Annotated in this window: 12 protein-coding genes; all 12 read left to right on the forward strand. The window is 74.7% G+C overall.

The window, feature by feature from the left end; translation table 11 throughout:
* Positions 1-32 precede the first annotated feature (32 nt).
* Positions 33-1,262 carry an FAD-dependent oxidoreductase gene (locus tag ACIBQZ_RS13660; protein WP_396088909.1) on the forward strand — a complete coding sequence of 410 codons (1,230 nt, stop codon included), beginning with the start codon at positions 33-35 and terminating at the stop codon, positions 1,260-1,262.
* A complete protein-coding gene (locus ACIBQZ_RS13665; protein ID WP_396088910.1) occupies positions 1,259-2,029 on the forward strand; it encodes an SDR family NAD(P)-dependent oxidoreductase in 771 nt (256 codons plus the stop codon). The genes ACIBQZ_RS13660 and ACIBQZ_RS13665 overlap by 4 nt, the downstream gene beginning before the upstream one ends.
* On the forward strand, positions 2,026-3,348 hold the full coding sequence (locus tag ACIBQZ_RS13670; protein WP_396088911.1) for an FAD-binding protein: 1,323 nt from the start codon (positions 2,026-2,028) through the stop codon (positions 3,346-3,348). Before ACIBQZ_RS13665 ends, ACIBQZ_RS13670 begins: the two co-directional genes overlap by 4 nt.
* On the forward strand, positions 3,341-3,763 hold the full coding sequence (locus ACIBQZ_RS13675) for a VOC family protein (protein WP_396088912.1): 423 nt from the start codon (positions 3,341-3,343) through the stop codon (positions 3,761-3,763). Before ACIBQZ_RS13670 ends, ACIBQZ_RS13675 begins: the two co-directional genes overlap by 8 nt.
* Complete coding sequence (locus ACIBQZ_RS13680) at positions 3,760-4,617, forward strand: flavodoxin family protein (protein ID WP_396088913.1); 858 nt, start codon at positions 3,760-3,762, stop codon at positions 4,615-4,617. The genes ACIBQZ_RS13675 and ACIBQZ_RS13680 overlap by 4 nt, the downstream gene beginning before the upstream one ends.
* Positions 4,614-7,151: a family 78 glycoside hydrolase catalytic domain gene (locus ACIBQZ_RS13685; protein ID WP_396088914.1), complete on the forward strand. Its 2,538-nt coding sequence runs from the start codon at positions 4,614-4,616 to the stop codon at positions 7,149-7,151. The genes ACIBQZ_RS13680 and ACIBQZ_RS13685 overlap by 4 nt, the downstream gene beginning before the upstream one ends.
* Positions 7,152-7,221: 70 nt before the next feature.
* Positions 7,222-8,496, forward strand: coding sequence for an AAA family ATPase (locus tag ACIBQZ_RS13690; RefSeq protein WP_396088915.1), 1,275 nt, complete (start codon positions 7,222-7,224; stop codon positions 8,494-8,496).
* Positions 8,493-9,626 (forward strand): tetratricopeptide repeat protein, encoded by a 1,134-nt coding sequence (locus ACIBQZ_RS13695; RefSeq protein ID WP_396088916.1) that lies wholly within the window; start codon positions 8,493-8,495, stop codon positions 9,624-9,626. Before ACIBQZ_RS13690 ends, ACIBQZ_RS13695 begins: the two co-directional genes overlap by 4 nt.
* 97 nt (positions 9,627-9,723) lie before the next feature.
* Complete coding sequence (locus tag ACIBQZ_RS13700; RefSeq protein WP_396088917.1) at positions 9,724-11,250, forward strand: alkaline phosphatase D family protein; 1,527 nt, start codon at positions 9,724-9,726, stop codon at positions 11,248-11,250.
* Complete coding sequence (locus ACIBQZ_RS13705) at positions 11,250-12,506, forward strand: hypothetical protein (protein WP_396088918.1); 1,257 nt, start codon at positions 11,250-11,252, stop codon at positions 12,504-12,506. Before ACIBQZ_RS13700 ends, ACIBQZ_RS13705 begins: the two co-directional genes overlap by 1 nt.
* Before the next feature lie 119 nt (positions 12,507-12,625).
* Entirely contained in the window at positions 12,626-15,160 is a 2,535-nt protein-coding gene (locus tag ACIBQZ_RS13710; RefSeq protein WP_396088919.1) for a hypothetical protein, read from the forward strand.
* Between the two features lie 91 nt (positions 15,161-15,251).
* On the forward strand, positions 15,252-17,279 hold the full coding sequence (locus ACIBQZ_RS13715) for an amino acid transporter (protein ID WP_396088920.1): 2,028 nt from the start codon (positions 15,252-15,254) through the stop codon (positions 17,277-17,279).
* Positions 17,280-17,304 lie beyond the last annotated feature (25 nt).

Raw genomic sequence — 17,304 nt, forward strand, 5'->3', positions numbered from 1 at the left:
CACATTATCGCTAGACGAGAGTGGGCGCCGCGATGGAATCTCGACCGCTGCACGTGTTGATCGCCGGCGGCGGCCTGTCCGGCCTCGCGGTGGCTCAGGGGCTGGTGCGCCACGGGCACACCGTCGAGGTCTTCGAACGGGACCGCGACCTCAACCGCAAGCAGGGCTATTACCTGCACATGAACGCGTTCGGCGGCGAGGCCCTGCGCAGCGTGCTGCCGGCCGACCTGTTCGCGCTCTACCAGGCGACCTCCCGCGTCACGTACGACCGGCAGGAGTCGATCGTCCTGCACGACCACTTCGGTGAGCTCAGCTCGCAGCCGCACCTCGGCCCGCCGAACCGGGGCGAGGTCCCGCACACCGGCGTGCACCGCCGGACGCTGCGGCAGATCCTCAGCGCGCGGCTCGGCGACGCCCTGCGGGTCGGCGCCGCGGTCACCGGCTACACCGAGGACGCCGACGGCGTGACCGTCACGCTGGCCGACGGCAGCACCTCCCGCGGCGACGTGCTGGTGGGCGCCGACGGCATCCGCTCCGCGGTGCGCGCCCAGCGGCTGCCGGAGGTGCCGGTCATCCCCACCGGCGTGCGCGGCATCGGCGTCTACGGCCGGGTGCCGCTGACCCCGGAGCTGCGGGAGATCGTGCCCACCGCCCTGATGGACGGCGTGGTGATCGCCGTGGACCGGGCCGGCAGCCGGATGCTGGTCGGCGTCTTCGACCCGCGGCAGCCGGTGCACGAGGCGCCGAGGGAGATCGCGCCGGACGTCACGCTCGACCCGGTGGGGCCGTACATGATGGTGTCCTGCAGTGTCGCGCCCGGCACCGAGGTGCCGCCGTCGGCCGAGTGGACCGCCGAGACGCCGGCGCTGCTGCGGGAGTCGATGGGCCGGGCGGTCGCCGGCTGGCACCCGGCCGCCGCCGAGATCGTCCGCCGGATGGACCTCGAGTCGATCTTCATGATCCCGTTCGGCTACCTCATCCCGGCCGAGACCTGGGCGCCCTCGCGGGTCACGCTGGTCGGCGACGCCGCGCACGCCATGCTGCCGACCATCGGCATGGGCGCCAACCTGGCCCTGCGCGACGCCGAGCACCTGGTCGGCCAGCTCGCCCGGGCCGGCCGCGGCGAGGCCGGCCTGGTCGCCGCCATCGGCGCCTACGAGCAGGACATGCGCGAGGTGGCATACCCGTTCCACGCGATGACGCTCGACCACGACAAGAACTTCGGGGGCGGCGCGCTCGCGAAGGCGTCCGACGCCGGATGACCGGCCGGCTGGCCGGCCTGGCCGTCCTGGTCACCGGGACCGCCGGCGGCATCGGCCGGGCCACCGCGCTGGTCTGCGCGCGGGAGGGCGCCCACGTGATCGGCGGCGACCTGAACGGGCCCGCGGCCGCGGAGACCGCCGAGCTGATCCGCGGGAACGGCGGGCGGGCGGACACCGTCGCGCCGGTCGACCTCGCCACCGAGGAGGGCGCGCGGCACTTCGTCGACACCGCGGCCGAGCTGGCCGGCGGCATCGACGTGCTGGTGAACAACGCCTCGGCGATCCGGTTCGGCGCGATCGACGAGCTGTCGTACGCCGACTGGTCCTTCACCATCCGCCACGAGCTGGACATCGTCTTCCTGGTCACCCGGTGCGCGTGGCCGCACCTGATCCGGCGCGGCGGTGGCGCGATCGTCAACGTCGGCTCGATCTCCGGCTCGCGCGGCGCGTTCTTCATGCCGCAGAACGCACATGGCGCGGCCAAGGGCGGGGTGCTCGCGCTGACCTACCAGCTCGCCGTGGAGGGTGGCCCGCGGGGCATCCGGGTCAACGCGGTCAGCCCGGCGATGACCGAGACGCCGCAGACCCTGCCGACGCTGACCGACCCGCACGGCCCGGCCGAGGCGATCCGGTCGGCCGTGCCGCTGCGCAAGTGGGGTCAGCCCGAGGACGTCGCCAACGCCATCCTGTTCCTGGCGAGCGCGGAGGCCTCCCACGTGACCGGGGCCAACATCCCGGTCGACGGCGGCGCGGCGGCCGTCGGATGAGCACGCTGCTGCGCCGGGGCGAGGCCGGCTACGAGCAGGCCCGGGTCGGCCGGATCTTCAACGCCCGCCGCCCGGACCGCTTCCCGGCCGCCGTCCTGCTGGCCGACGACGCGGCCGACGTCGCGGCCGGGGTGCGCCTGGCCCGCGCCGAGAACCGTACGGTGTGCGTCCGATCGGGCGGGCACTCGTGGGCCGCCTGGAGCCTGCGCGACGACGCCCTGCTGATCGATCTCGGTAACCTGAACGGTCTGGACTACGACGCGGCGACCGGGGTGGTCACGGCCGGCCCGGCGGCGCGCGGCGGGCTGGATCTGGTGCCGTTCCTGGACGAGCGCGGCCGGGCGTTCCCGGTCGGGCACTGCCCCGGCGTGGGCCTGGGCGGCTACCTGTTGCAGGGTGGCCAGGGCTGGAACGGCCGCCGGATGGGCTGGGCCTGCGAGAGCGTGGTGGCCGTCGACGTGGTCACCGCCGACGGTGAGCTGGTCCGCGCCGACGCCGACGAGCACAGCGACCTGTACTGGGCCGCCCGCGGCGCCGGCCCCGGCTTCCCGGGCATCGTCACCGCGTTCCACCTGCGGACCTATCCGGCGCCCGCGGGGATGTGGCACGACACCTGGTCGTTCCGCCCGCGGGACGCCGCCGTCCTGCTGGGCTGGCTGCACGAGCTGCTGCCGACGCTGGACCGGCGGTTGGAGCCGGTGGTGGCCGCCACCCGGCTGTCCGGCGAGCTGGTGCTGCTGCTGCACACGACCGTGCTGGCCGACTCGCCGGACCTGTTGCGGGTCTTCGCCGACGGACCGCTGGCCGGCAAGGAGCTCAGCCACGTCACCGGGCCGACGAGCCTGGCCGAGGAGTGCGTGGCGCAGGCCGCCCAGAACCCGGAGGGCTACCGGTACGCCGTCGACTGCACCTGGACCGACGCGCCCGCCGACGTGCTCGAACCGTTGCTCAGCCGGCTGTGGCGCGAGCTGGACACCCCGCACTCGTTCTCCATCTGGTACGGCTGGGCGCCGCAGCGCGAGCTGCCCGATATGGCGTTCTCGGTGCAGGGCAACGTCTACATCGCCACGTACGCGATCTACCCCGACGCCGCGGACGACGAGAAGTACCGGAACTGGGTGCACGAGCGGACCGCGGCCGTCGCGCGGCACGGCACCGGCGTCTACCTCGGCGACACCGACTTCACCCGGCGGCAGGACCGTTTCCTGTCCGCGGCGAACTACTGCCGGCTGGCGGAGATCCGGGCGCGGCGCGACCCGTCCGGTGTCTTCGCCTCGTACCTGACCGCCGATCCGGAGGGGCTGAACGTCCATGAGTGACACACGGCTGGACCACGCCGGGCTCTCGGTGCGGGATCTCGGCGTCGCGGCGGACTGGTACTGCGCCGCGTTCGGCTACACCCGCGAGCTGGACCTGCGGGTCGACCCGATCGACCTGGACATCGTGATGCTGATCCACCGGAGCCACGGCGACCGGCTGGAACTGTTGCACCGCACCGGTTCCGCGCCCGGGCTGCGCGCCGCCGACCCCGCCGCGGCCGCGCTGTCGCAGGGGTTCGGGCACGTGGCCTTCGACGTGGCCGACCTCGACGCGACCTTCGCGCGGGTGGTCGGCCTGGGCGCCCGGCCGGTGCTGACGCCGCGGCCGTCGCCGGAAGCGGGCGTGCGGATGGCGTTCGTCGCCGACCCCGAGGGCAACCTGGTCGAGCTGCTGTGCCGGGGAGCGGGCCGATGAGAGTCCTGGGCCTCGGCTGTGGTCAGCCCGGCGGCAGCGCCGAGATCCTGCTGACCGCGGCGCTGCGCGCGGCCGGCGACGCGCAGCTGGTGCGGCTGACCGACCTGCGCACCGACGACGACCTGTGGTGGCTGTGGGAACGGCTGGTCGAGTGCGACGGCCTGGTCGTCAGCACACCGATCATGACCCGGACCATCGCCGCCCCGCTCAAGGCGGTGATCGACCGCCTGCTCGGGCCGAACGCCGACGCGGCCATCGTCGAGCACCTCGTCGCGGTGCGCCGCGGCGGCACCGAGCCGGCCGTCCCGTTCCGGGTCGACGAGCGGGTGCTCAAGCCGCGGGTGGCCGGCTTCCTCGCGGTCGGCGGCTCGCTCACCCCACAGTGGAAGACACTCGCCCTGCCCTTGCTGCACACCGTCGCGTTCTCCATGCACATGGCCGTGGTCGACCAGGCCGTCTTCGGCGGCGCCGGCACGCCGCGGTCGATCCTGCTGGACGACGCGGCGCTGGAGCGCGCGGCCCGGCTCGGCGCCCACGTCGCGTCGCAGCTCGGCATGGCGTTCGAGGAGTCGCGCTACCTGGGCGAACCGGGGCTGTGCCCGATGTGCCACCTCAACGTCGTGGAGCTGACCGGCACCGCCGTCACGTGCGCGACCTGCGGCAGCACGGGGGAACTGGCGGCGGGCGGCGCGATCCGGTGGACGGACCTGACGACGTCGGTGATCTCGATGGCCGAGAAGCGGGCGCACGCGCGCGAGATCCAGAAGACCGCCGCCGCGCACGCCGAGGCGCGCGCCGAGATCGACGCGCGGGCCGCGGACTTCGGCACCTTCGCGGCCGTGGTGCGCCCGTGAGCCCGTACGGGCTGCGGGTCGAGCACCTCGATCATCCACTGGGGATCCACACCCGCGCACCGCGCCTGTCGTGGCGGCTGCCCGCGCGGCAGCTGGCGTACCGGATCCGGACGGACAACGGCTGGGACACCGGGCGGGTCGCCGGCGAGCAGAGCCTGCTGATCCCGTACGAGGGTCCGGCGCTGCGCTCCGCCGAGCGTGTCACCTGGCAGGTCAAGGTGTGGACCGAACGGGGGGAGGGCGACTGGTCGGCGCCGGGCTGGTTCGAGATGGGGCTGCTGTCCGCATCGGACTGGACGGCGGACTGGATCGAGCCCGAGCTGCCGCTGGCGCGCACCACGTTCACCGGCCACCCGACCCGGCTCCACCTCACCGCGCACGGCGTCTACGAGGCGTTCGTCAACGGGGTCCGGGTCGGCGACGCCGAGCTGACGCCCGGCTTCACCCAGTACACGACCCGGCTCCAGGTGCAGACCTACGACATCGGCGGGCTGGTCCGCGACGGCGAGAACGTGCTCGCCGTCGTGCTGTCCGACGGCTGGTGGCGCGGGCAGACCGGTGCGCTGCGCTCGACCGGGCAGTGGGGGACCCGGGTCGCCGTGCTGGCCCAGCTCGACGACGGCGTGACCGGGCCGTGGAAGTGCGCGCGCGGGCACCTCATCAGCGCCGACCTCATCGCCGGTCAGCGCGTTGACCTGCGCGCACTGCCGGTGGGCTGGACCGAGCCCGGCTTCGACGACACGGGCTGGCAGGGCGCGGCGGTGGCCGGCCACGGCTACGCCACGCTGGTGGACTCGCCGGCGCCGCCGGTGCGCCGGGTCGAGGAGATCGTGCCGGTCGCGGTGACCCGGCCGGGCCCCGGACGGCAGCTCGTCGACCTCGGGCAGAACATCAACGGCTGGATCAGGCTGGGCCGGCTGGGACCGGCCGGCACCCGGATCACGCTGACCCACGGCGAGCACCTGACCGCCGCGGGCGAGCTGTCCACCGAGCACCTGCGGCCGGCGTTCCCGTTCCTGCCCGCGCCGCTGCCGGCCGGCATGGTCGACGAGGTGGTGTCGGCGGGCCGGGCGGGCGAGGCGTTCGAGCCCCGGCACACCACGCACGGCTTCCGGTACGTGCAGGTGGACGGGCATCCCGAGGCGCTGACGACCGACGATGTGCGGGGCGTGGTCGTGCACACCGACATGCGCCGCACCGGCTGGTTCTCGTGCAGCGACCCCCGGATCAACCGGCTGCACGAGGCGGCGCTCCGGGGCGTACGGGGCAACGTCTGTGACATCCCCACCGACTGCCCGCAGCGGGAACGCGCGGGCTGGACCGGCGACTGGCAGGTGTTCGTGCCGGCCGCGGCGTTCCTCTACGACGTGGCCGGCTTCAGCACCAAGTGGCTGCGGGACGTGGCCGCCGACCAGTGGGCCGACGGGACCGTGGCGAACATGAGCCCGTGCCCGCCCGCCGAGGGCCCGGCCTCGCCGATGGCCCGGCTGCACGGCTCGGCCGGCTGGGGCGACGCGGTGGTCATCGTGCCGTGGGAGCTCTACCGCCAGTACGCCGACGAGCGCGTCCTCGCCGAGATGTGGCCCGCGATGGTGGCCTGGCTGGACCGGGCCGAGCGGATGGCGCGCACGCACCGGCATCCCGACCGTGCGGCGGCCCGGCCCACGCCCGCGCCGCACGAGCGGTACCTGTGGGACAGCGGATTCCACTGGGGAGAGTGGCTGGTGCCGGGGGAGGAGCCGCTGCCCTTCGACGCCTTCCTGACCGCCGACCGCAGTGACGTGGCGACCGCCTATCTCGCCCACTCCGCGGGGCTGATGGCGCGCGTCGCGACGGTGCTCGGCCGCGATCCCGGACGGTACGCGACGCTGAGCGAGCGGGCGGCCGACGCGTGGCGCCGCGAGTTCCTCGACCCGGCGGGCCGGGTCACCCCGGCCAACCAGGCCAACCTGGTCCGGGCGCTGGCCTTCGGCCTGGTGCCCGAGGCGCTGCGACCGGCCGTGGCGGACCGCCTGGTCGCGCTGATCCGCGCGGCCGGCACCCACCTGGCCACCGGCTTGCTGGCGACGCCCTGTCTGCTGCCCGTGCTGGCCGACAACGGGCACGCCGACGTGGCCTTCGAGCTGCTGTTCCAGGACACCGAGCCGTCCTGGCTGACGATGATCAACCGTGGCGCGACCACGATGTGGGAACACTGGAACGGCGTCGACGCCGACGGTGTGGCCCACGACTCGCTGAACCACTACGCCAAGGGCGCGGTCGTCTCGTTCCTGCACCGCTACGTCGCGGGGCTCCGCCGCATCGACCCGGCCTACCGCCGCTTCCGGGTGCACCCGCACCCGGGCGGCGGCATCACCCGGGCCGAGGCCACCCACGAGTCGCCGTACGGCCGGATCGAGGTGCGGTGGGAGCTGGCCGCCGAGTTCGTCCTGACCGTGACCGTGCCGCCGGGCTGCACCGCCGAGACGATCCTGCCGGACGGGACCACGCTCAGCCTCGGCCCGGGCCGGCACACCCGCAGCTCACCGGCCTGACCACGCAGAGCAGCCGCCCGGGCGGACGGCTTTGGCCGGGGCGGCGGCGGCCCTCTATCCTGCCCTTGCCATGAGCGACGACATTCTGATCACCAGCCTCACCGGCGCCATCGAGGCCCGGCCCGACGATCTGACGCTGCGCCTGCACCTGGGCGGCCTGCTGGTGGACGCCGGCCGGGCGGTCGAGGCGGTCGCGCAGGCCGGGCAGGTGCTGGCCCGGGACCCGGGCAACGCCGGCGCCCAGGCCCTGATGCAGCGGGCGCTCACCGCGGCCGCGCCCCCCGCCGAGTCCTCCGCCCCGACTGAGGCAGAGCCGGGTCCGGCGGACGAGGGTGATCCGCTGGCCGCGTACGAGCAGGAGCTCTCCCCGGTCGTGCCGCCCCGCTACCTGGCGTCCGAGGGCCCGGCCGACCCGCTGCCGACCGGCGGCCCGCCGGAGCCGGCCCGGGGCCACGACGACCGCAAGTTCGACGTCGAGTCGTCGGGCATCCGGCTGGCCGACGTCGGCGGCATGACCGAGGTCAAGGAGCGCCTCGAGCTGGCGTTCCTGGGCCCGATGCGCAACCCCGAGCTGCGCAAGCTGTACGGCAAGAGCCTGCGCGGCGGCCTCATGCTCTACGGCCCCCCGGGCTGCGGCAAGACCTACCTGGCCCGGGCGGTGGCCGGCGAGCTGGGCGCCAAGTTCATGTCCCTGTCGATCGTCGACGTGCTCGACATGTGGCTCGGCAACTCCGAGCGCAACCTGCACGAGCTGTTCGAGACCGCCCGCCGCAACGCCCCGTGCGTGCTGTTCCTCGACGAGATCGACGCGCTCGGCCAGAAGCGCTCGAACATGCACAACACCTCGATGCGCACCGTCGCCAACCAGCTGCTCGCCGAGCTGGACGGCGTGGACACCGACAACGAGGGGGTGTTCGTGCTCGCCGCGACGAACACGCCCTGGCAGGTCGACCCGGCGCTGCGCCGCCCGGGCCGGCTCGACCGGATGGTGCTGGTGCTGCCGCCCGACGCGCCGGCCCGCCAGGCGATCATCGAGCTGGACCTGCGCAACCGCCCGATCGCCGGGATCGACCTGCCGAAGATCGTCGCGGCGACCGAGGACTTCTCCGGCGCCGACCTGGCCCACCTGTGCGAGTCCGCGGCCGAGTACGCGATGGCCGACTCGATCCGCAGCGGCACGATCCGGATGATCGAGCAGCGCGACTTCGTCCGGGCGCTGAGCCAGGTCAAGCCGTCCACCGGCCCCTGGTTCGCCACCGCCCGCAACGTGGCCATGTTCGCCAACGAGGGCGGCGCCTACGACGACCTGGTCGCGTACCTGAAGAAGCGGAAGCTGCTGCGGTGACCGCGGCCACGCCGCCCGGCGACCTGCACGCCCGGGCCCACCACCTGCTGGCCGCGGGCCGGCCGGACGACGCGGCCGAGCTGGTCGAACGGCAGCTGGCGGACGACCCGGACGACGTGGCCGCGCTGGTGCTGCTCGCCGCCGGCCGGCGCGCCGCGGGCCGCTACGACGAGGCACTGGCGGCCACCAACCGCGCCCTCGCCCTCGCGCCGGACCTCGCCGTCGCGCACCGGCAGGCCGCGGCGACGCTGCTGATGACCGGGCAGACCCGGGAGGCCGTGCAGGCCGCGCGCACCGCCCGGGACCTCGACCCGCACGACCCGCACGGCGAGCTGATGCTGGTCTACACCCTGCTGGAGGACGGCGGCACGGCCAACATCGTGGCGGCCCTGGAAGCCGCCGCGCGGGCCCGGGACCTCGCCCCGGACGACCCCGCCGGGTACGTGGCCGAGGGTGACGCCCTGCGCCGGATGGCCCGGTTCGACGCGGCCCGGGCCTCGTACGAGCGGGCCCTGGCGCTGGCCCCGGACGACCCCGTCGCGCTGTACTCGCTGGCGGAGATGGACGCCGGCCGGGGCCGGGCGGTGCGCGCGTCGCCGGCCCTGGGCGCGGTCCTGAGCGCCGCGCCGGCCGACACCACCGTCGTCCAGGTCGCGACCCGCAGCGCGCGCGGGGCGCTCTGGCTGGTCACCGACCTGGTGAGCCTGCTGCTGGTGGTCGCGTCGGTGGCCACCAGCATGCTGCGGTTGCGGGTCGACGGCCCCGCCGGTGTGGCGGCCGGCCTGGTGATCGCGGCCGTCGGCATCGGGTGCGCCGCGGCGCTGTTCCGGTGGCGGCTGCGGGCGCTGTCCGGTGCGACCCGGATGCTGATCCGGCAGCACCTGCGCCGGCCCACCTTCGCCCTGGCGGTGCTGCGGCTGATCGCAACGGCGGTCGCCGCGCTGCTGTTCGCCGTCGACCCGGATCCCGACGGGTCCGGCGGCCTCAAGGCGTTCGCCATGCCGGCGACGTCGGTGCCGTTCATCCTGCTGGTGCTGCGGGCCCGGAACTGGTTCGCCCGCGAGGTCAGCTGGCTGGTGCGGCGCGGCTGGTTCGGCGTGGCCCGCGCGGTACGCACCGACCGCCCGTAGCGTTCACTCACTGATGTCGATGGATTGAGCCGCCGGACACCGGGTCGTCCCCGGCGCTGCCCTCGTCGTTCACGCGCCGCCGCGAGGGTGAGCGACTATGACGATGCTGCATCGACGCACGTTCATCCTCGGCGGCGTGGCCGGCGCCGGCGCGCTGGCGCTGACCGGGCGTGCCGCCGGGGCCGCGACCCCGTTCCCGTTCAAGCTCGGGGTGGCCTCCGGCGAGCCGGCAGCCACCAGCGTGGTGCTGTGGACCCGGCTGGCGCCGAGCCCGCTGAACGCCGACGGGCACGGCGGCATGCCCGACGCCGACGTGGCGGTGGACTGGCAGGTCGCCACCGACCAGCGGTTCGGGTCGCTGGTCGCCTCCGGCACGGTCACCGCCCGGTACGCCGACGCGCACTCGGTGCACGTGGTCGCCGGTGGGCTCGCCCCGGACGCGGAGTACTACTACCGCTTCCGCGCCCAGGGGCAGCTCTCGGCGGTGGGGCGTACCCGCACCGCGCCGGCGGCCGGCACTCCGGGGCGGGAGCTCACCATGGCGTTCGCCTCCTGCGCCCACTACGAGCAGGGCTACTTCACCGCGTACCGGCGGATGGCCGAGGACCGGCCGGACCTCGTCCTGCACCTCGGCGACTACCTCTACGAGTACGGCCCCAAGGCGGGCCTGGTCCGCCGGCACGTCGGCGCCGAGACCGTCACGCTGGCCGACTACCGGCGCCGGCACGCCCAGTACAAGACGGATCCCGACCTGCAGGCCGCGCACGCCGTCGCGCCCTGGCTGGTCGTGCCGGACGACCACGAGGTCGAGAACAACTACGCCACCCTGGTCCGCGCGGACAGCACCCCGGCGCTGACCGCGGCCCAGTGGACGGCCCGCCGCACCGCCGCCTACCGCGCCTACTACGAGAACATGCCGCTGCGCCCCGCCCAGGCGCCGGTGGGCGCCGGCATCCCGCTGCACCGGCGGGTGCCGTGGGGCACCCTGGCCACCTTCCACCTGCTCGACACCCGCCAGTTCCGCGACGACCAGGCCTGCGGTGACGGCTGGAAGGTCTGCGCCGCCGCCGGCACCGCCGGCCGGACCATGACCGGCACCGCCCAGGAGACCTGGCTGCTCGACGGCCTCGCCCGGCAGGACGCCACCTGGGACATCCTGGGCCAGCAGGTCTTCTTCGCCCAGCAGCTGCGCACCGGCGGCACCGCGAACATGGACGCGTGGGACGGCTACCGGGCCGCCCGGGGCCGGATCCAGCAGGGCTGGCGCGACCGCAACGTCCGCAATCCGGTGGTGCTCACCGGCGACATCCATTCGGCGTGGGCCAACGACCTCAAGGCCGACTACGCCGGCGCCTCGTCGGCGGTCGTCGGCACCGAACTGGTCTGCACCTCCATCTCCTCCGGCGGCGACGGCACCGCCGACACCGCCGTCCCGTACCAGGCGGCGAACCCGCACCTGCGGTTCTTCTCGGACCGCCGGGGCTACACGCTCACCACGATCGGGCGTACCGAGCTGCGTGCCGACTTCCGGGCGGTGCCCGTGGTCACCGAGCACGGCGCCGCGGCCACCACCCTCAAGTCGTTCGTCGTGCTCGACGGCCGGCCCGGACTGCAGGAGCTCTGATGACCACCGTTCTCGCCGCCCTCACCACCACGGTCGCCGTCGCCGCCGCGTCGGTGACCTTCTCCGCCGCCAACAGCGTCGCCGCCGGCGACCAGGACGGCCCGGCCGTCGCCGCCAACCGCAACGGCGAGGTCGCCGTGGTGTGGGAGGACGACCGGGACGCCACCAACCCCGCGGACAACAGCCACTCCGAGGTCTTTCTGCGGCTGTTCCGCAACGGCGCCCCGGTCTACGAGCGGAAGCTCTCCGCCGGCGGCGCCGGCGGGAAGAACTGGAAGCACCTCACGCCGGACGTGGGGCTCGACGACCGGGGCAACGCCGTGGTGGTGTGGGCCGACGATCCCGACGGCAACGGCGTGTTCAACGTGCCGTACCGGGTCGTCTCGCCGGCCGGCGCGGTGCTCGCCTCGGGGCAGGCCAACGCGAGCGCGGCCGGCGACCAGATCCGGCCCAGGGTCGCGGCCGACCCGGACGGCGTCCCGGGCAGCCCGGCCGCGGTGGCGTTCACCGTGGTCTGGGAGGACGTCCAGGGCGCGGCCGTCACGGTCAAGGCCGCCGGGTTCACCGGTACGGCCGTCAAGGCGTACGAGAAGGTGGCGAGCCGGAGCACCGGCAGGAACCAGCGTCCGGACGTCGCCGTGGCGGCCGGCGGCGACGCCACGATCGTCTGGGAGCGGGATGCCGCCGGCACCGGGTCGCTGGATGTCGGGCTCACCCGGCTGGCCCGGGCGACCGGGGCGGTCCTGCTGGCGCCGCGGCTCGCGAACGCGACCGCCACCGGGCAGCAGCGCCGCCCGGCGGTCGCCACGGACCTGGTCGGCGACGTCGCCGTGTCCTGGGAGTCCGACCACTCCGGCACCGCCGGCGTCTGGGCCCGCTCGTTCACCCCGGCGGGAACCGGGCGGCACGCCGAGGTCCAGGTCGCGGCCGGCGGGACGGCGCCGGCGGTCGGGGTCGACGACCAGGGCTTCGCGGTGGTCGGCTGGACCACCGGCGGCCTGGACGGCTGGCTGCGCGGGCTGAACCCCGACGGCACCACCGACGGCAGGCTCGGCGCCCAGCGGCTGACCCAGACCGTCACCGGCCGGCAGGACCAGTTCTCCCTCGCGGTGTCACCGTGGGCGGAGGTGGCGGTCTGCTACACCGACGACAGCGACGGCAACGCCTTCGACCAGGTGCTGCTCGGCGTCGGGGCGTCGAACAACGACGGTGACTGGCTGCGCCGGCTGGCGGCCCTGCGGGAGGCGCGGTCGTAACCGGCGGGCGTCCTCGCTCGTGCCGGCGAAAGGCGTGTCGTGCCGCCTGCACTTGCGCTCATGGATGGCCGGCGAGACTGTGGGACCAGCGATCATTGTCGATCCGCAGGGAGGCCCGCATGCGCCGACTTCGATGGAATGCCCGCTCGGGACTCGCCCTGGTCCCGCTGGTCGCCCTGGTGGCGGCGGCCGGAGCCGTCGTGCCGCCGGCGTCGGCGGCCGCGGCCGCCGCACCCGGCGGGCTGGCCGAGGAGCGCCGGCTGGCCGACCGGCGGTTCGTGGCGAGCGGCGACCGGGCCTACGAGGTCGGTGCCACGGACGGCCGTTACCCGGCGACGGGCTGGCACATCCGCGGCGAGATGGGCGGCTTCTGGAGCCCGCCGATCAAGCTGCTCGACGGGCTGTGGTTCGCCGTCGACGGGCAGTGGCTGAGCACGACGCGGTTCACCAGCGGCGCCGGGTTCGTCCAGCTCGACCTGGCCGGGCCCGGCGGGCTGCCGGTGCGGCGCACCGACGTGTTGCCGGACGGCGCCCGGGCCGCGCTGGTCGGGCTGACCTTCGGCGGGCCCGCCCGGCGGATCACGCTGGCCGTGGACGCGCACTCCGAGCTGCTCTCCGCGTACCCGTGGGGCTGGACCACGCCCAGCCAGGAGACGGTCAACCTGCCCGACACCGGCGGCTTCGACGGGCGCCGGCTGGTCTTCCGGGAGACCGCCACCGGCGCGCGGCCGCACGACTACGCCGCCGTGGTCGGCAGCGCCCTCACCCCGGACAGCCATGCGCTCGGCCCCGGCCACCGCGGCCCGCAGGACCCCGCCGTGGTGTGCCCGGTGGCCGATCCGGCGCCGCCACGGTGCGACGACGGCCCGTACGGCCGGGGGACCGGTGGCCGGCTCACGTACACGCTGGACGTGCCGCGCAGCGGGCGCACGGTCTGGTTCGCGGTGGCCGGCTCGGACGACGGTGTCGCGGCGGCCACCGCTGAGTCCCAGCGCGCCCTGCACGCCCCGGACCGGGCCCTGCTCGGCAAGCTGGCCGACCGGGCGGCGCTGGCCGCGCGGACCCGGGTGGACCTGCCCGGTGACCGGCTGCTGCAGCGCAGCGTGGAGTGGTCCAAGCAGAACCTGGCCGACTCCGTGCAGGAGGCCCGTGACCTGCGGGTCTTCGCCAGCCGGGAGGGCACCCGGTTCCCGCCGCCGGCCGGCACCGTGCCGGTCGCCCGGTGGGTCGGCGCGGGCTGGCCCGACTATCCATGGATCTTCGCCACCGACGCCGAGTACACCGCGTTCGCCTCGGTGGCGGCCGGGCAGTTCGAGCCGATCAAGGCGCACCTGCGGGCGCTGCGCGCCATCAGCGGGATCGTCAACGGCCGGTCCGGCAAGATCGTGCACGAGGTCACCCCGGACGGGCAGGTCTACTTCGGCGCGAACGAGGACCCGGGCAACACCGACGAGAGCGCCAAGTTCCCCAGCACGGTGGCGCTGATCTGGCGGTGGACCGGCGACGACGCGTTCCTCGGCGAGATGTACCAACCCGCGGTGCGGGCCATGCGGTACGTGACCGCGCTCGACGCCGACGCCGACGGCCGGCCCGAGGGGCTGGGCAACGTGGAGCGGCCCGGGATGGGCGGGGAGAAGCTCGACGTGGCGGTCTACACCATCCGCGGGCTGCGTGACCTGGCCGACCTGGCGGACGCCCGCGGCGACCGCGCCACCGCCGGCTGGGCGAGCGCCCAGGCGCAGCGGCGCGAGCGCGCCTTCGAGCAGGCCTGGTGGTACGGCGGCGACGCGAACGCGTACGCGGACTCGCTGGGCGACCCCGGCGACGTCAAGGTGTTCCAGCGGCACTGGACCGGCCTGACCCCGATGGAGGCCGAGCTGCCCGGCGGGCCGCTCGCCACCACCGCCCACGCGCAGGTCGCGCTCGCCCAGCGGGAACGGGACTGCTACACCGGCGAGTTCGGCCTGTTCCACACCGGCAGCGGGCCGACCGGCGCGCCGGCCGGCAACACCGGCCCGTCCTGCGACAGCGTGGTGTCCGGCGTGCCGGCCGAGCGGGCCACCTTCTCGCTGAACACCGCGGTGGCCGCCGTCGCCGAGGGCAACTACGGCCGGCTCGGGCCGCAGCGCCGCTACACCACCGGCAACGCCCGCATCCAGCTCGACCCGGCCGTCTGGGAGATGCCCGGCGCGATGCCTGAGGTGGCGCCGTCGCCGGACTTCGTCGCCAACATCGAGCGGGACTTCCTCAGCCGGTCCAGCGTGCTGCAGGCCTGGGGCGCCTACGGGGTGCTCTGGCCGGTGGTGCACCAGCAGCTCGGCGTCGACCCGGAAGTCGGCCGCGGGCGGCTGGCCGTGGTGCCGGCCCTGCCGCCCGGCCAGGACCGCATCGCCGGGCACGACATCCGGCTCGGCCGCGGCTCGCTCGACGTGACGGTGACCCGGTCCGCCCGCACCCTCACCGTCTCGGTGCGGGCGGGGGTGCGAGCCCAGCTCACCCTCGGTGCGGTGCTGCCGGCGGGCGCGGCTGTGGCGCAGGTACGGCTGGACGGGCGGCCCGCGGCGTACCGGCAGCGGACCACCGCCCGGGGCAACGAGGTGCTCACCCCGGCGGGCACGGGCGGCCGGCACACGTTGGAGGTGACGCTGAGCTGATCGCGGGGCCCCGAGTGGAAGGGCGGCGCGAACGGTCGTACCGTGGCCGGGGCGGTAGGGCACCGCTGTGCGGGTACGGGGAGCGAGACAGATGGAAACCACCGACGACGTGGATTCGCCCGGCGAGCAACGTCCGGAGACCCCGTACGCGATCCCGGCGGTGGTCGACACGCCCGCCGAGCAGCACCGTCCCGCCCACCGGCTGTCCCGGTGGCTGCTCAAGCACCAGGTGCATCCGGTGGGCCCGGCGGCCGACGAGGCGCATGCCGAGCAGCACCCCTGGTGGAAGGTCATGAGCCTGACCGGGGTCGACTACTTCTCCAGCCTGGCCTACGTGCCGGCGATCGCGGCAACCGCGGCCGGTGCGGTCTCGCCGCTGGCGACCCTGCTGATCGTGGCGCTGACGCTGCTCGGGATGCTGCCGATGTACCGACGGGTCGCCAAGGAGAGCCCGCACGGCGCCGGGTCGGTGGCCATGCTCGAGGAGCTGCTGCCGTTCTGGCGGGGCAAGGTGTTCGTGCTCGTGCTGCTGGGCTTCGTCGCCACCTCGTGGATCATCACCATCACCCTGTCCGCGGCGGACGCCAGCCTGCACCTGCTGGAGAACCCGCACACGCCCGGCTTCCTGGACGGGCACGCGGTCATCGTCACGGTGATCCTGCTGCTGATCCTGGGCGGGGTGTTCCTGCTCGGCTTCAGCGAGGCGGTCAGCGTGGCGATCCCGCTGGTCGTGGCGTTCCTGGGGCTGAACGCCGTGGTCATCGTCGTGGGCCTGGTCGAGGTCGTCACCTCGCCGGGGGCGTTCTCGGCGTGGACCACCGCGCTGACCGCGGACGGCGGCGGGTTCGGCGATCTGGCGGTGCCCGCCATCCTGGCCTTCCCGCTGCTGGTGCTGGGCCTGTCCGGCTTCGAGACCGGGGTGAGCATGATGCCCCTGATCGCCGCGGACGGCGCGGACGCCGAGCAGCGGCTGGCCAGTCGCATCCGCAACGCCCGCAAGCTGCTCACCACGGCCGCCGCCGTCATGAGCGTCTACCTGCTGGCCAGCAGCTTCGTCACCACCGTGCTCATCCCGCCGGCGGAGTTCGCCGAGGGCGGCGCGGCCAACGGCCGCGCCCTGGCCTGGCTGGCCCACGACCAGCTGGGGGAGTTGTTCGGCACCGTGTACGACCTCAGCACCGTGCTGATCCTCTGGTTCGCCGGCGCGTCCGCGATGGCCGGACTGATCAACATCGTGCCGCGCTACCTGCCCGGCTACGGCATGGCGCCGGAGTGGGGCCGCGCCGTGCGGCCGGTGGTGCTGGTCTACACCGTGATCAGCGTGCTCCTCACGATCGCGTTCGGCGCCGATGTCGACGCGCAGGCCGGCGCCTACGCCACGGGCATCCTGGCGATGATGGTCTCCGGCGCGTTCGCGGTCACCGTCTCGACGATCCGCCGGCGCAACCGGCCGGCGGCGGTCGGGTTCGGCGTGCTGACCGCGGTGCTGACCTACGCGCTGGCCGAGAACGTCATCGACAAGCCGGACGGCCTGGCCATCTCCGGGCTGTTCATCGCCGGCATCGTCGCCGTCTCGCTGATCTCCCGGGTCTCGCGCACCACCGAGCTGCGGGCGGACCGCATCGAGTTCGACGAGAACGCCCGCCGGTTCATCACCGACTCCCTCGCCTTCGACGGCGAGATCAACCTCATCGCCAAGCGCCGCCGCACCGGCACGGCCGGCGACGCCGGCGAGTACGCGGCCAAGGAACGCGAACAGCGCGGCGACAACCCGGTGCCGGGCGGCGCCGACGTGATCTTCCTGGAGATCGACGTGGTCGACCCGTCGGACTTCAGCGACACGCTGTCGGTGCACGGCGTCGAGGTCGAGGGCCACCGGGTGCTGCGCGCCGAGGCGCCCGCCGCCCCGAACGCCATCGCGGCGATCCTGCTGGCCCTGCGGGACTCCACCGGGGTCCGCCCGCACTGCTACTTCGCCTGGGCAGAGGGCAGCCCGCTGGTGCACATGGTCCGGTACTTCCTGCTCGGCCGGGGAGACACCGCACCGGTGACCCGCGAGATCATCCGTGAGCAGGAACCCGACCCGCGGCTGCGCCCGGGCATCCACGTCGGCGCCTGACCACCACCCCGCCCCACCGGGCCCG

This window comes from Actinoplanes sp. NPDC049599, from assembly GCF_044465625.1.
Taxonomy (GTDB): Bacteria; Actinomycetota; Actinomycetes; order Mycobacteriales; family Micromonosporaceae; genus Actinoplanes.

What these genes read in the sequence shown, in the direction of transcription:
- ACIBQZ_RS13660 (WP_396088909.1), top strand. Translation starts at nt 33, where the DNA reads ATGGAATCTCGACCGCTGCACGTGTTGATCGCCGGCGGCGGCCTGTCC.
- ACIBQZ_RS13665 (WP_396088910.1), top strand. Translation starts at nt 1,259, where the DNA reads ATGACCGGCCGGCTGGCCGGCCTGGCCGTCCTGGTCACCGGGACCGCC.
- ACIBQZ_RS13670 (WP_396088911.1), top strand. Translation starts at nt 2,026, where the DNA reads ATGAGCACGCTGCTGCGCCGGGGCGAGGCCGGCTACGAGCAGGCCCGG.
- ACIBQZ_RS13675 (WP_396088912.1), top strand. Translation starts at nt 3,341, where the DNA reads ATGAGTGACACACGGCTGGACCACGCCGGGCTCTCGGTGCGGGATCTC.
- ACIBQZ_RS13680 (WP_396088913.1), top strand. Translation starts at nt 3,760, where the DNA reads ATGAGAGTCCTGGGCCTCGGCTGTGGTCAGCCCGGCGGCAGCGCCGAG.
- ACIBQZ_RS13690 (WP_396088915.1), top strand. Translation starts at nt 7,222, where the DNA reads ATGAGCGACGACATTCTGATCACCAGCCTCACCGGCGCCATCGAGGCC.
- ACIBQZ_RS13700 (WP_396088917.1), top strand. Translation starts at nt 9,724, where the DNA reads ATGACGATGCTGCATCGACGCACGTTCATCCTCGGCGGCGTGGCCGGC.
- ACIBQZ_RS13705 (WP_396088918.1), top strand. Translation starts at nt 11,250, where the DNA reads ATGACCACCGTTCTCGCCGCCCTCACCACCACGGTCGCCGTCGCCGCC.
- ACIBQZ_RS13710 (WP_396088919.1), top strand. Translation starts at nt 12,626, where the DNA reads ATGCGCCGACTTCGATGGAATGCCCGCTCGGGACTCGCCCTGGTCCCG.
- ACIBQZ_RS13715 (WP_396088920.1), top strand. Translation starts at nt 15,252, where the DNA reads ATGGAAACCACCGACGACGTGGATTCGCCCGGCGAGCAACGTCCGGAG.